At 66.1% G+C, this 14,121-nt stretch carries 12 protein-coding genes and 1 pseudogene; 2 read left to right on the top strand and 11 right to left on the bottom strand.

Going from position 1 to position 14,121, the window contains the following annotated elements:
- Positions 1–14 precede the first annotated feature (14 nt).
- Entirely contained in the window at positions 15–857 is an 843-nt protein-coding gene (locus B3446_RS20075; protein WP_224776971.1) for an IclR family transcriptional regulator, read from the bottom strand.
- Between the two features lie 160 nt (positions 858–1,017).
- Between B3446_RS20075 and B3446_RS20070 the strand changes: the two genes are divergently transcribed.
- Both B3446_RS20070 and B3446_RS20065 read left to right on the top strand, forming a co-directional pair.
- Entirely contained in the window at positions 1,018–2,007 is a 990-nt protein-coding gene (locus B3446_RS20070) for a Bug family tripartite tricarboxylate transporter substrate binding protein (RefSeq protein ID WP_105240652.1), read from the top strand.
- Between the two features lie 145 nt (positions 2,008–2,152).
- Complete coding sequence (locus B3446_RS20065; RefSeq protein ID WP_291384410.1) at positions 2,153–4,504, top strand: cytochrome P450/oxidoreductase; 2,352 nt, start codon at positions 2,153–2,155, stop codon at positions 4,502–4,504.
- Positions 4,505–4,577: 73 nt separating this feature from the next.
- Here the strand turns inward: B3446_RS20065 and B3446_RS20060 are convergent, their stop codons facing one another.
- The 10 genes and pseudogenes from B3446_RS20060 to B3446_RS20015 form a co-directional block, all read right to left on the bottom strand.
- Positions 4,578–5,882, bottom strand: a complete 1,305-nt coding sequence (locus B3446_RS20060; protein WP_191579112.1) for an ABC transporter substrate-binding protein — start codon at positions 5,880–5,882, stop codon at positions 4,578–4,580.
- A gap of 37 nt (positions 5,883–5,919) precedes the next feature.
- Positions 5,920–7,044, bottom strand: a complete 1,125-nt coding sequence (locus tag B3446_RS20055) for a zinc-dependent alcohol dehydrogenase family protein (protein ID WP_291384407.1) — start codon at positions 7,042–7,044, stop codon at positions 5,920–5,922.
- Positions 7,045–7,130: 86 nt separating this feature from the next.
- On the bottom strand, positions 7,131–7,883 hold the full coding sequence (locus B3446_RS20050; protein ID WP_291384405.1) for a glucose 1-dehydrogenase: 753 nt from the start codon (positions 7,881–7,883) through the stop codon (positions 7,131–7,133).
- Between the two features lie 27 nt (positions 7,884–7,910).
- A complete protein-coding gene (locus B3446_RS20045) occupies positions 7,911–9,347 on the bottom strand; it encodes an aldehyde dehydrogenase family protein (RefSeq protein WP_291384403.1) in 1,437 nt (478 codons plus the stop codon).
- Between the two features lie 19 nt (positions 9,348–9,366).
- Complete coding sequence (locus tag B3446_RS20040) at positions 9,367–10,023, bottom strand: ABC transporter ATP-binding protein (protein ID WP_063956832.1); 657 nt, start codon at positions 10,021–10,023, stop codon at positions 9,367–9,369.
- 3 nt (positions 10,024–10,026) lie between these two features.
- Positions 10,027–10,767, bottom strand: coding sequence for an ABC transporter ATP-binding protein (locus tag B3446_RS20035; protein ID WP_291384400.1), 741 nt, complete (start codon positions 10,765–10,767; stop codon positions 10,027–10,029).
- Between the two features lies 1 nt (position 10,768).
- Complete coding sequence (locus B3446_RS20030; protein ID WP_175137852.1) at positions 10,769–11,749, bottom strand: branched-chain amino acid ABC transporter permease; 981 nt, start codon at positions 11,747–11,749, stop codon at positions 10,769–10,771.
- Entirely contained in the window at positions 11,749–12,654 is a 906-nt protein-coding gene (locus B3446_RS20025) for a branched-chain amino acid ABC transporter permease (RefSeq protein WP_175122436.1), read from the bottom strand. The genes B3446_RS20030 and B3446_RS20025 overlap by 1 nt, the downstream gene beginning before the upstream one ends.
- 247 nt (positions 12,655–12,901) lie before the next feature.
- Positions 12,902–13,480: a DUF4340 domain-containing protein gene (locus B3446_RS20020; RefSeq protein ID WP_291384396.1), complete on the bottom strand. Its 579-nt coding sequence runs from the start codon at positions 13,478–13,480 to the stop codon at positions 12,902–12,904.
- Positions 13,477–14,121, bottom strand: a pseudogene (locus tag B3446_RS20015) (ABC transporter); the annotation flags it as partial. The pseudogene B3446_RS20015 and the gene B3446_RS20020, both read right to left, overlap by 4 nt.

Here is a 14,121-nt window from a genome sequence, read left to right as displayed (position 1 = left end):
GGTTCTGCGCGGGGTCACCCCGCCACATACCCCAACGCCACGCTGGCCGCCAGCGCCTCCCGCTTTACCGCAGCCACCACCGCCCCGCCCTCGGACACATCAAACCCGCCCGTCGCGCCCAGCGCGGTCAATACCGCGCAGACCCGGCCGGTATGGTCATACAGCGGCGCGGACACGGCGCTGATGCCGCGCAGATTGGTGTCTTTCACGGTGGCGCACCCCGCCGCCCGAACATCGCGGCGCAAGACGCCGATGGGGTCATCCCGATCCAGCAGCGCGCGCTGCTCGGCCGGTGCGCCGGCCAGTTCGGCTTCCGCCAGCGCCCGCACCGGCGCCTCGTCCAGCAATCCAAGAAATGCCCGCCCCGTCGCCGACCACAGCATCGACAGCACCGACCCCACGCGCACGTTCACGGTGACCGGCAGGCCGGGCTCCTCGAATCGCACAATGGTCGGACCCTTGTTGCCCATGACGGCGATAAAGCACGTGACGGCCAGGCTTTCGCGCAGGCGCACGAGCGCGGGTTCGCCGATGCGTAGGGGGTCGGCCTGGCGCATGGCGGCTACCCCTACGTAAAGCGCTTCCAGGCCCAGGTGATATTGCTGCGTCGCCACTTCCTGGTCGACCAGCCCTTCGGCGATGAGGCTCATCAGGTAGCGGTGGACCTTGGCGGGGCTTTCGCCGACGTGGGCCGCCAAGGCCGTGAGGCTGGCGCGACCGCCCAGGCGTGCAAGCCCTTTCAGCACCGACATGCCGGTTTCCGCCGCCTGGACCCGCTGGCGTCGCTCGCGCGGCCGGGCGGCCGGATCCTGGGCGGAGTCGAGGTCGGATTCAGGCGGCAAGGCGGCTTTGCTCATAGGGAAATACAGCTCCGGGGCAGACGCTCGCCGGCAAACGAGGGACCGAAAGCCTGGAGCGGCACTAAGGTTAACCCTTCTTCAAAAATTACGCATTGCGTATATGCTTTACGCAAACAAGGAATGCACTTTTGACATTCCACATCGAGGAGACTTGTCCATGCGCAGTGTTAAACACCACATCCTGGCCGGCCTGATGGCCCTGCCCCTGCTGGCTTGTGCCAGCGCGTCCGCGCAGCAGGCGGCTGCCGATTACCCGTCCAAGCCCGTACGCTGGATCGTGCCGTACGCCGCGGGCGGCGGGTCGGATTTCCTGGCGCGCAGCATCGGGCAGGGATTGACCGGGCGCCTGCACCAGCCGGTGGTGATCGAGAACAAGCCGGGCGGCAACACGGCGATTGCGGCGTCGGAAACGGCGCGCGCCCCGGCCGACGGCTACACGATGCTGTCGGCCGACAACGGCACGCTGGTGTTCAACCCGGCGCTCTACAAGAAGCTGTCGTACGACCCGGCGAAGGATCTGGCGCCCGTCACGCTGATGGGACGGTTTCCGATGATTCTCGTGGTCGGACCGGCCATGAAAGTCAACTCAGCCAAGGAATTCCTGGCGGAAGCCAAGGCGCGCAAGGAAGGGCTGGATTACGCGTCGGCCGGCGCCGGCAGTCCGCACCACCTGGCAATGGAATTGCTGAAGGTTGAAGCGGGACTGACCCTGACGCACGTGCCCTACCGCGGCGCGTCGCCCGCGCTGGCGGACGTGGCCGGCGGGCAGGTGCCCGCGATGATGGTGGACCTGGCCGCTGGCGCCGGATTCATCAACGGCGGCAAGGTGAAGGCGCTGGCGGTCGCCAATCCGACCCGGCTGCCGCAACTGCCCGACGTGCCGACCTTTGCCGAAATCGGCCTGAAGAACGTGGAAGCTGCGGCGCAGGTTGGCGTGGTGGTGCCGGCTGCGACGCCCAAGCCCGTGATCGACGCGCTGAACAAGCAGGTGGTCGCGACCATCAATGACCCGGCCACGCGCCAGCGCTTGGTGGAATTCGGCATCGAGCCGATCGGCAACACGCCCGCGCAGTATGCCGAGATGTTGACGGCCGAACGTGCCCGTTGGCAGAAGCTGATCAAGGATCTGGGCATCACGCTGGACTGAGCATTACGCTGGACCGAGCATCAAGCTCGGTTGCATCACGCTGAACCCGCATCACCGGCCCGCCGCATGCCGTATGCCGCACGCCATATGCCGCGCGCCATATGCCCCGCGGCGGGCCAGCAAGACGAACACACGGAACGACCTCATGAACCAAGCATTCGCCACCTCGCGCCCCTCGGGCTGTCCCATCGTCCACACCGCGTTGGCCGCGGCGCAGAGCCCGACGGGCTGTCCGGTCAGCCCGCGCGCCGCCGCGTTCGATCCCTTTGGCGACGGCTACCAGCAAGACCCGCCGGAATACGTGCGCTGGGCGCGCGACCAGGAGCCGGTGTTCTACAGCCCGCAACTAGGCTACTGGGTCGTGACGCGTTACGACGACATCAAGGCGATCTTCCGCGACAACATCACCTTCAGCCCGTCCATCGCGCTGGAGAAGATCACGCCGACGGGGCCGGAGGCCAACGCGGTGCTGGCGTCGTACGGCTACGCCATGAACCGCACGCTGGTGAACGAAGACGAGCCCGCGCACATGCCGCGCCGCCGCGTGCTGATGGACCCGTTCACGCCTGAAGAATTGAAGCATCATGAACCGATGGTGCGCCGCCTGACGCGCGAATACGTGGACCGCTTCATCGACGACGGCCGCGCCGACCTTGTCGACCAGATGCTGTGGGAAGTGCCGCTGACGGTGGCGCTGCATTTCCTGGGCGTTCCAGAAGAAGACATGGACCTGCTGCGCCAGTATTCCATCGCACACACGGTGAACACCTGGGGCCGGCCCAAGCCCGAGGAGCAGGTTGCCGTCGCCCACGCGGTTGGCAATTTCTGGCAGTTGGCCGGGAAGATCCTGGACAAGATGCGGCAGGACCCGTCCGGCCCCGGCTGGATGCAATACGGCCTGCGCAAGCAGCAGACGCATCCGGAGGTGGTCACCGATTCATATCTGCATTCGATGATGATGGCCGGCATCGTGGCGGCGCACGAGACCACCGCCAACGCGTCGGCCAACGCAATTAAGCTGCTGCTGCAGCACCCGCAGGCCTGGCGCGAGATCTGCGAGGATCCGAACCTGATCCCGAACGCGGTCGAGGAATGCCTGCGGCACAACGGCTCGGTCGCGGCCTGGCGGCGGCTGGCGACGCGCGACGTGGAGATCGCGGGCGTGGCGATTCCGGCCGGCTCCAAGCTGCTGATCGTGACCTCGTCGGCCAACCATGACGAGGGCCAGTTCGAAGACGCCGACCTCTTCGACATCCGCCGTGAAAACGCCAGCGATCAGCTCACCTTCGGGTATGGCTCGCACCAGTGCATGGGCAAGAATCTGGCGCGCATGGAGATGCAGATCTTCCTGGAAGAACTGACGCGCCGCCTGCCCCATCTGAAGCTGGCGGAACAGGCTTTCACGTATGTGCCCAATACCTCGTTCCGCGGCCCCGAACATCTGTGGGTGGAATGGGATCCGGCGCAGAATCCGGAACGTGTGAATCCTTCGCTGCTGGAGGGCAGGCACCCCGTGCGCATTGGCGAGCCGTCCTCACACGCCATCACCCGGCCGGTCGTGGTGCACAGCGCAAAACGGGCGGCCGACGGCATCGTGCGGCTGCGCCTGGTATCGCCGGACGGCAAGCCCCTGCCCCGCTGGTCGCCCGGATCGCACATCGATGTGGAATGCGGCGATACCGGCCTGTCACGTCAGTACTCGCTGTGCGGCGATCCGGCCGAGACCGGCGTCTTTGAAATTGCCGTGCTGCACGAGGCAAATGGCCGCGGCGGTTCCGCCTGGATGCACGCGAACGCCACGCCGGGCGCGCGCCTGCGCATTCGTGGACCACGCAATCACTTCCGTCTGGACGAATCGGCCTCAAAACTCATCCTGATCGCGGGCGGCATCGGCATCACGCCCATCAGCGCCATGGCGCGGCGTGCGCGGGAGCTGGGGCTGGACTACGAACTGCATTACAGCGGTCGCTCGCGCGCTTGCATGGCGCTGGCGGACGAACTGGCGTCGCTGCACGGGGATCGCCTGCATCTGCACGTGAAGGACGAGGGCAGCCGCGCGGACTATGCCGCCCTGCTCGCCGAGCCGCGCGCCGGCACGCAGGTGTATGCGTGCGGTCCGCAGGGTCTGCTGGATGCGCTGGCTGGCTGCTGCGCGGCATGGCCGGAAGATACGCTGCGGGTGGAGCACTTCCATTCCACGCTGGGGACGCTGGACCCGTCGAAGGAACAGGCCTTTGAGGTGGTGCTGAAGGATTCGGGGATTGTCCTCAATGTGCCTGCGGACCAGACGCTGCTGACGGCATTGCGCGGCGCCAACATCGACGTGCAGAGCGATTGCGAGGAAGGGTTGTGCGGATCGTGCGAGGTGCGCGTGCTGGAAGGCGACATCGACCATCGCGACGTGGTGCTGACGCGCGCGGAACGCGAGGCGAACAACAAGATGATGGCCTGCTGCTCGCGATCATGCGGGGGCAAGAAGGTGGTGCTGGAGCTGTAGCAAAAAAATGCCCCGGCGCGCACGCCGGGGCTATCCCTGCACCACACACTGCTGCTTGCGCTGTCCGTCCCGATCAGTTCGGGAACACCTTGATCTGATCGCTCTTCAACACCTCGGGCGTCAGGCTCTTTTCGATCCACGCCATCGACGTATCCGTCACCCCGGGCGTGACCAGTTCAGCCGGCACGATGGTGATATCGGCCAGGACCTTGAACGGGTACTTGTCGCTCTTCTTGGTCACGCCGAACAGCTGCGCTTCCAACGCCTGGCCATCGGCGCGGTGCATCTGGATCTCGCGACCATAGCCCTTGAAGCTGACGTCGTGCATCGCGGCTGCCACCTGTTCAGGCGTCGGCCAATTGCCCCCGTTGTCCTTGATGGCCTTCTCGTAGCCGGCCTTCAGGCCGTTGATGCCTTGCACCATGTGATAGACCGAGTAGATCGGATAGGCGCCGGTCTTGTCGTGGAATTTCTTCACGAAGGCCTGGTGCTTGGGATCGTCCTTGGTTTCCGGATGCAGGAAGTAATGGTCGCCACGCGCGCCGACCAGGACGCCTTCCGGCAGGGCGTTGCCCAGCCGCTCGAGCGAGCTTTCGGCCAGCGACAGCACGAAGGTGGAGTTCTTGAACAGGTTGCGCTGCGAGGCCTGGCGCACGAAGTTGTCCAGGTCGCCGCCCCACGACGTCGAGACGATCACATCCGGACGCAGCGCCTGCAGACGGCTGATTTCGGTGGAGAAATCGGCGGCGCCGAATTTGGGGAACATCTCGGCGACGACCTTGACGTCGGGCTTGAACTTCTTGAGCGCGGCCAGGAAGATGTCGCGCGAATCGCGGCCCCAGGCGTAGTCCTGGTTGACGATGGCGATGGTCTTGAAGTCGGGCTTCACCTTCATCAGATACAGCACCTGCGCGACCATCTCGGTGGTGGCGTTGGCCTGCGTGCGCACGACGTACTTGTACTTCTTGCCTTCCAGCGCCTTTTCCGTGCCGCAGTCCCACAGCACGTTCAGCACCTTCAGGTCCTCGGCCACGGGCGCGACGATGTTGCAGTGGCCGCTGGAAATGGCCGACAGCATCACGCGCGTGCCGCCTTCGGCCAGGCGCCGGTACTCGGAAAGCAGCTTCTCGCCGCCGCCGCCTTCGTCGATGTAGCTGGGCACGATCTTCACGCCGTCGATGCCGCCATTGGCGTTGATCTCTTCGATCAGGATGTCGGCCGCGTCGCGGGCAGGCACGCCGAACACGGACGCCGAGCCCGACAGGAAGGTCGAGATACCGACGTTCAGTTCCTTGGGCTTGTCGGCGGCGATGGCCAGCGTGGCCAGGCCCGACAGCAGGGTGGCGCCCAGGAGGGCCGCCAGTCTTGAGGTCTTCATGGTGTTGTCTCCAGTGTTGTTGATCGGGTCTGTGCCCTTAGAAAACGATGGCGTCGCGCAGGCTGCCGCCGGTGGCGAGGTGATCGAACCCCTCGTTGATCTGGTCCAGCGAAAACGATTGGCCCATCATCCGGTCCACCGGCAGACGGCCGGCCTTGTACAGGTCGATGTAGCGGCTGATGTCGATGGCGGGTACACCCGAGCCCAGGTAGCTGCCCCGGATCTCGCGCTCTTCGCCCACCATCTGCGACAGCGACAGCGGGAAGCTGAACTTGGGGTTGGGCAGGCCGGACGTCACCGTGGCGCCGCCCCGGCGCGTGAGCTTGTAGGCGGTCTCGAAGGCCGGCACGGCGCCGGCCATGTCAAAACCGAAGTCCACGCGGCCGCCGGCCAGATCCATGAGGTCGTCGTCGGTCTTGATCTGCTTCGGGTTGACGAGGTGCGTGGCGCCCAGCTCTTTGGCCAGAGCCAGTTTCTCGTCACTGAGGTCGATGGCCACGACGCGGCGCGCGCCGGCAGCAACGGCGGCCAACAGTGCGCTCAATCCCACGCCGCCCAGCCCCACGATCGCGGCGGTGTCGCCCACCTTGATGCGCGCTCGGTTGATGACGGCGCCGGCGCCAGTCAGCACGGCGCAGCCGAACAGCGCGGCCTCGCGGTGGGACAGTTCGACGTTCACCTTGACGCACGAGCGCCGCGACACCACGGCGTATTCCGCGAAGCAGGACACGCCGGTGTGATGGTTGATGTATTCGTCGCCGATGTGCAGGCGGCGCTCGCCGCCCAGCAGCGTGCCCTTCGTGTTGGCGACCGCGCCGGGCTCGCACAAGGCGGGCCGGCCTTCCATGCAGGGATTGCAGCAGCCGCAACTGGGCACGAACACCATGGCGACGTGATCGCCGGCCTTCAGGTCCGAAACGCCCGGCCCGGTTTCGACGACTTCGCCGGATGACTCATGCCCCAGCACGATGGGCACGCCACGCGGCCGGTCGCCGTTGATGACGGACAGGTCCGAATGGCAAAGTCCCGCTGCACGGATTCTGACCAGCACCTCGCCGAACCCGGGCGGGTCCAGCTCGATATCCGCGATGGTCAGGGGCCGGGTCTGCGCGTACGGTCCGTCGACCCCCACTTGCCGCAATAACGCCGCTTTGATTTTCATGCGTCTTCATCCACAGAAGTGATCCGGACCGCGGGCGGTCGCGGCATCCGGCATGTCGCGACCCCGCGACATGCCGGCGTCCAAACCTATACCGTGCGTCCGCCGTCGACGGGAAACTCCACGCCGGTGATGAACTCGGCCGCATCGCTGGCCAGGAACAGCGCGGCCGCGGCCACGTCGGAGGGCTGGCAGAAGCGGCCGAGCGGAATGGTCGACACGAACTTCGCGCGGTTCTCGGGGGTGTCCGGCAAGCCCATGAAGAGTTCGAACATGCCGGTCACGCCCATGACCGGGCAGATGGCGTTGACGCGAATGCCCTCTCCGCCCAGTTCCACGGCCATCGACTTGGACAGCACATTGACCGCGCCCTTGGACGCGTTGTACCAACTGAGGCCCGGACGCGGACGGATGCCGGCCGTGGAACCAATGTTCAGGATCACGCCGCGCTTCTGCTTGCGCATGACGGGCACGACGGCCTGCGCCATGTGATAGATCGACTTCACGTTGATGTCGAACATGCGGTCGAAGGTGGCCTCGTCCACGTCCAGCATCGGCTGGTTCTTGTGGGTGATGGCGGCGTTGTTGACCACGATGTCCACGGCGCCGAATTTGTCGAGTGCGGCGCGCACCACGTTGTCGATGTCGGCGCGGCTGGACACGTTGGCCTTCACGGCCAGCGCGGCGTCGCCGACTTCAGCAGCCACGCGGTCGGCGGCCTCTTTGTTGATGTCCGCGATCACGACCTTGGCGCCTTCCTTGGCGTACAGCTTGACGATGCCCTCGCCGAAACCGTTTCCCCCGCCCGTGACGATCGCAACCTTGCCTTGCAACTGGCTCATTTTCTGTCTCCGTATGATGCGCGGCGATCACTCGCCATAGAACTGAATCAGGGTCTTGGTCGTGCTCATCTCTTCCAGCGCGATGAAGCCTTTTTCCCGGCCGTGCCCGCTCTTCTTGACGCCGCCGAACGGCAGCTCGACGCCGCCGCCCGCGCCGAAGCCGTTGATGTAGACCTGCCCGCACTTGATGCCGCGCGCCACGCGCTGCTGGCGTCCGCCGTTTTCGGTCCACACCGCGCCCAACAGGCCGTAATCGGTCGCGTTGGCCAGGCGGATGGCTTCGGCCTCGTCCGCAAAGGGCAGCGCGACCAGCACGGGGCCGAAGATCTCCTGTGTCAGCAGGTCGCTGTCATGGCTGGTGGCGGCAAAGAGCGTGGGTTTGACGAAGAATCCGCCCTGCGGAACGCCGTCGGCGATGCCGCCTTCGGCCGCGACCTGAAGGCCTTCAGAGAGGCCCTTGGCGATGTAGCGGTTGACGCGGTCGTACTGCGCCTTGTTGACGACGGGGCCGCAGGTCAGGTCCATGTCCGGCGTGCCCGCGCGCACCTTCGAGAACTCCTCGCCCAGCGCCTTCATGAAGTCGTCGTAGATGCGCTTTTGCACCAGCAGCCGGCTTCCCGCCGTGCAGGTCTGGCCGGTGTTGTGGACGATGCCCTTGACGATGGCGGGAATGGCGAGCTTGTAGTTGGCGTCGTCAAATACGATGTGCGCCGACTTGCCGCCCAGTTCCAGCACGCACTTGACCGCATTGAGCGCGGCGGCCTGCTGAACCAGCACGCCGACTTCGTTCGAGCCGGTGAAGGTGATGAAGTTGATGCCGGGATGGCGCGACAGCGCGGCGCCGGCCTCTTCGCCCAGGCCCGTCACGATGTTCAGCGCGCCCGGCGGAAAGCCCACTTCCAGCGCCAGTTCGGCCACCCGGATGATCGACAGGCAGGCGTCCTCGGCGGGCTTGACCACAGCCGCGTTGCCCATGGCAAGCGCCGGCGCCACGCTGCGGCCGAACATCTGCGCGGGGTAGTTCCACGGAATGATGTGCGCGGTGACGCCCAGCGGTTCGCGGATGAGCTGCACCGAGTAGTCTTTCTGAAACGGGATGGTCTGGCCGTGCACCTTGTCGGCAGCGCCGCCGTAGAACTCGAAGTAACGGGCCAGCACGGTGATGTCGCCGCGCGCGGTGGACATGGGCTTGCCGGTGTCGCGTGATTCCAGCTGGGCCAGTTCCTCGTGATGCGCCAGCACGCTTTCGCCCAGGCGCATCAGCAGGCGGCCGCGTTCCAGCGCGGTCATGTCGCCCCATGCGCCCTCCAGCGCGTCGCGGGCGGCCTGCACCGCCGCGTTCACGTCGGCCTGCTGGCCGCGCGGGATGGTGGTGAACACCGCGCCGTCTACGGGGGAAACGACCTCGATCGTGCGCCCGTCCTGGGCGTCGACCTGACGGCCGCCGATAATCATCTGCGTCATGGGAATGTCTCCGTGGGTATCAGTTCAGCGTGATCGAGCCGCGCTCGATCGTCCATATCTGGTCGGGAATGTCGCCCAGCAACTTCACGTTGGATTCGGTGATGACCACGCACAGGTCGGGCTGCATTTCCTTGAGCCGGCCCAGCGCCTCGGTGTAGTCGCGCGCCAGCTTGGGCGCGAGCCCCTGGAAGGGTTCATCCAGCATCAAAAGCCGGGTGCCGACCATGACGGCCCGCGCCAGCGCCACCATCTTGCCCTGCCCGCCCGACAGCGCGGAGCCGGACCGCTTGAGCATGGGCTCCAGCTGCGGCACCACCTTCAGCACGGTGTCCATGCGGGCCTGGATCTCCGCCTTGGACTGGCCCTGCACTTCGCACGGCAGGTGCAGGTTTTCCTCGACGGTCATGGTTGGGAAGATGACGCGATCCTCGGGCGCGTAGCCCACCTTCATGGCCGCGCGCTTGTGGCCGGGCAGCGACGTCAGGTCGGTGCCGTCGAACGCGATCTTGCCGGAGCGGATGCGCGTCAGGCCCATGATGGTGCGCAAGAGCGTGGTCTTGCCCGCGCCGTTGCGCCCGACGATGCCGATGGTGCGCGACGCTTCAAAGTTGGCGCTGACGTCGCGCAGGATGCGATTGCCCGCCAGGTCGACGTTGATGGCCGATAGGTTCAACATGGTTCAGGCCCCCAGCACTTCGCTTCTGATCTGCGGATTGTTCAAGACTTCCTCGGGCGAGCCGTCGGCGGCCACCTTACCGGCGATCCACGCCGCCACGCGGGTGGCGTAGCGCGACACGATGTCCACATCGTGCTCGACGAACCAGCTCGTCACGCGGCGCTCGTCCAGCGCGTGCATCACGGTCGCCATCAGCGCGAACTTGTCTTCCGACGCGACGCCGCTGGTGGGCTCGTCCATGATCAGCAGCTTGGGCTGCAACGCCAGCGCCATCGCCACGTCCAGCAGCTTGCGCTTGCCTTCGGGCAGCTCGATGCAGGCTTCGTCGGCGTCGGGCAAGAGGCCCACCAGATCCAGCGTGGCGTCCACCTCGCGCGCGTCGATGGTGCTTTCCAGCGACCGGAACCAGCTCAGTTCCTTGTTTCGTCGCGCGGCCGCGATCTGCACGCACTGGCGCACGGTGTGCTCGGTAAACAGTTGCGGCAGCTGGAACGAGCGCCCCATGCCCAGCCGCACGATCTTGCGCGGGGCCATGGCGGTAACGTCCTTGCCGTCGAAGTAGACCTTGCCCTTGGCGGGCGTCAGGTACCCCGTGCAGATATTGATGAAGGTGGTCTTGCCCGCGCCGTTCTGGCCGATCACCGCCAGCCGTTCGCCTTCGTGCAGTTCGAAGTTGATGTTGTCGGCGGCCACCACGCCGCCAAAGGCCAGGTACAGGTCGGTGGTTTGAATGAGGGGTTTCATGTCAGTTCCTTGCCGCGACCTGCACGGGCGCCTGCGCGCGCCGCTGCGCACGTTCACGCGACTTGATGCGCTTGGTGATCTGGCCCACGAAGCCCGTGGGGAACATGAAGATGACCAGGATCAACGTGAGGCCCAACAGGAACTGCCAAAGACCGGGGAAGTAGGCGGCGGACACGAGCTTCACGGATTCGAAGCCCACCGCGCCAAGGAACGCGCCGGCGGCATGGCCGGCCCCGCCCAGGATGGTGATGAAGACGAATTCGCCCGAGCGCAGCCACGAGCCGATTTCCGGCGTGACCAGCCCTTGCATCAGCGCAAGGATCGCGCCCGAGAACCCGACCACCACCGCCGACAGCAGATAGCCCTTCCACATGATGAAGTACGCGGAAAACCCCAGGTATTCGATGCGCGTTTCGTTGGTCTTGATGGCCGACAGCGCCTGGCCGCTGCCCGAGCGGAAGTAACGCTGCACCCACCACGCCAGCACCAGCGACAAGACCAGCGTCAGCACCAGCAGCGCGCGTTCGAAGGATTCGCGCTCCATCACGATGCCGGCCATGGTCGGGCGCACGATGCGCATGCCATCGGAGCCGCCGGTCAGCGTGTAGAGCTTACCCAGCAGCGCGAACAGCACCATGCTGAGCGCCAGGTTCAACATGCCAAAGAAGATGCCGCGGTAACGCACCACGAACAGGCCAATGACGACGGCGGCGACAAAACTGGCGACGACGCCGGCCAGGATCAGCACCAGCGCATCCAGGCCGGGCATGGCTTTGGCCAGGAATGCCACGGTGTACGCCGAGATGCAGGCAAACATGGCATGGCCGAACGAGATCTGGCCGGCGCGCGCCATTACCGACACGCCCAGCGCGGCAATCGCGTAGGTCAGGCCAATGACGATGGGCGTGATGGTCCAGGAATAGGTGTAGCCAAGAAACAGCGTGAACAACGCGGCCAGCAGGCTGAGGACAGGGACTTTCATCAGATCGTCCTCGCTTGAGCAACGGTGAACAGGCCGTGCGGGCGGATGATCAGCACCAGCACCATGATGATGTAGGGCACGGCGACTTCCAGCTCCGGCGCCGCATACACGGCGATGGCGCGGATGATGCCGATGAGCAGCGCGGCGATCAGCGCGCCGGTGATCTGGCCCAGCCCCGCGGTGGCGACCACCGCGAACGACAGCACCGTCATGTCGGTGCCGGCGCCCGGCACCAGCGAGGTCGTGGGCGAAGCCAGCGCGCCGCCCAACGCGCCCAGGATGGTCGCGATCACGAAGGTGACGTACCCGATCTTCTTGGCGTTGATGCCGAGCGACGTGGCGACTTCGCGGTGGTGCGTGGTGGCCACCGTCTGTTTGCCGAGCTTGGTGTGGCGCAGGAAGAACTCCAGGCACACGTAGGCCAGCAGCGCCGTGGCCGGCACCACGACAAGCTGATATGTCGTGTAGGTGATGTCGCCGATCTCGATGTTGCCCAGCCGGTTGACGACTTCGCTGGCGCTGTAGGGTTGCGCGCCCCACAGCATGCGCTGGATGTCTTCCAGCATCAGGAAGGCGCCGAAGGTGAGCAGCAGCTTGAGGATGGGGTCGTAGTTCTGGGCGCGGCGGATCAGGACGAATTCCATGATGCTGCCCAGCAGCAGCCCGACGGCAATGGCCGCCACGAACAGGGCCGCGAAAAGAAGAATGGGGGAGTCGGTCTTGGGCGCCACGAACATGACGAGGCTGGCCGCGGCATAGCCGCCAAAGGCGTAGAACGCGCCGTGGGCGACGTTCAGTATCCCCATCACACCGAACACCAGGGTTAACCCCATCGACACCAGGAATAGCAGACTGGCGTATGCCACGCCGTCCACCAAGGCGAGAGGCAGTAGATCCAAGGTCAAGCGTCTTCTCCCAATACGCTGAGCACGGACGCGACGAACCGTCAGGATCGCGCGGCGTGCGGGCTTGCGCCCCGGGCGCGCCCGGCGCGCCCTTGTCTCGTTATCAACCTTTCCGTGCTGTCCCGCGCATGGCTGCGCAAGGCGCCGGAAGGCCCTTTTATGGCAGGCTTACCGGCCCGTCCCGCTATGGCTTGGGCCCGTCCGCCGTCCTATGTTTGCGAAGTATAGGTAGGGGTTTATCGGCGACCTATTTATCTTTGTGCAAGGCGGGTTTAACAAGCGATGGAGTGGCGGCGGCCGCCCCAAGCACCGCCAGCGGCGCCCGGGTTTGATAGTCCGGGATAATCCGGATCTGCGCCTCATCCGGCAAGCGTACATAACGGCCTAATCCATCTGGCGCCAGCGCGCCGACGTCCAGCGTTGCCAAGGCCGCGCCGGCGGCATCGCGCACGTCGATGCGCAGTTGCGGCGGCGCAAGGCCATAGGTTTCTCCATCCTGCGGGGTCAGGGTGCGATCGCTGCGGGTCTGCGAGAACAGCGCGATGAAGTCGGCCACATCAAAGCCTGCTGCGGCGCCCGATGGCGTGGCGGTCCAGCCCTGCGGGCCGCGCGCCAGGCGAACCGATCCGTCGGGACCCGCCAGCGTCACCTGCGCAGCCATGCCGGGTTCCCAGGCGTAGAGCCGCGCGGGCTTGCCGCGATCGTCGTGCAGATGCGTGTGGCCGTCGTGATGCGCCGGCGATTCGGCGGCCTCGTGCCATTGCCACGCCGACAGCAAGATGCCCGCCGCCAGCAGCGCCGGCCAGAGCGCCGCGCGCGCGTTCACCGCCGCCTCCACCACAGCAGCAGTCCCGTCAGCAGCGCAAGCAGCGGCAAGGCCACCGTGCTGGTCCAGAACACCGCGCGCATCTGGCGGTTGGTCAGTTCCACGCGGCGGTTCTCGTAATGCCGGGGCCGAATGGTCAACAGCGCGTCCTCGCCCGCCAGCAGCGTGACAGCGTTGGTGAACAGCGCGCCGTTGCCCAGCGTGGCGAAATGCCGGTTGATGGCGAAATCGCTGTCGCCCGCGACCAGCAGCGTGGGATGCGCCCCGCCGTCTGCATTGGCCGCCTGCGCATTGCGCGTGGCCAGCGCCATCAGCGTGTAGCGCGAGGGTGGCTGGCCGGGCACCTGCGCGTCGGCGGAGGTCTGCGCCAGCGGCGTCACCACCACGCCGGGGGGTAAGGCGTCGCCCGCCGGTTCCAAACCGGCTGCACCCGGAAAGAAGCTGAGCGGCAGGCCGCGCGTCATCTTGTGGCGCGTGTAGTCGCTGACGGCCGGACTGCCGGGATCGTTGCGATAGTGGCTGCCCGCATCGGCCAGCGCACCCGGCGCCAGCGCGATGCCGAAGTCGGACAGCAGGCCGTCCAGGCCGTGCCGCGTGTCGGGCTCCAGCAGCAACAGCGTCTTGCCGCCCGCGCCGGTCCA

Origin of the sequence: Achromobacter sp. UBA5777, from assembly GCF_002418565.1 — a bacterium.
GTDB classification, from domain to species: domain Bacteria; phylum Pseudomonadota; class Gammaproteobacteria; order Burkholderiales; family Burkholderiaceae_B; genus Achromobacter; species Achromobacter animicus.
The sequence above is the reverse complement of the archived record's forward strand: the minus strand, read 5'-3'. Positions and strand labels throughout refer to the sequence as shown.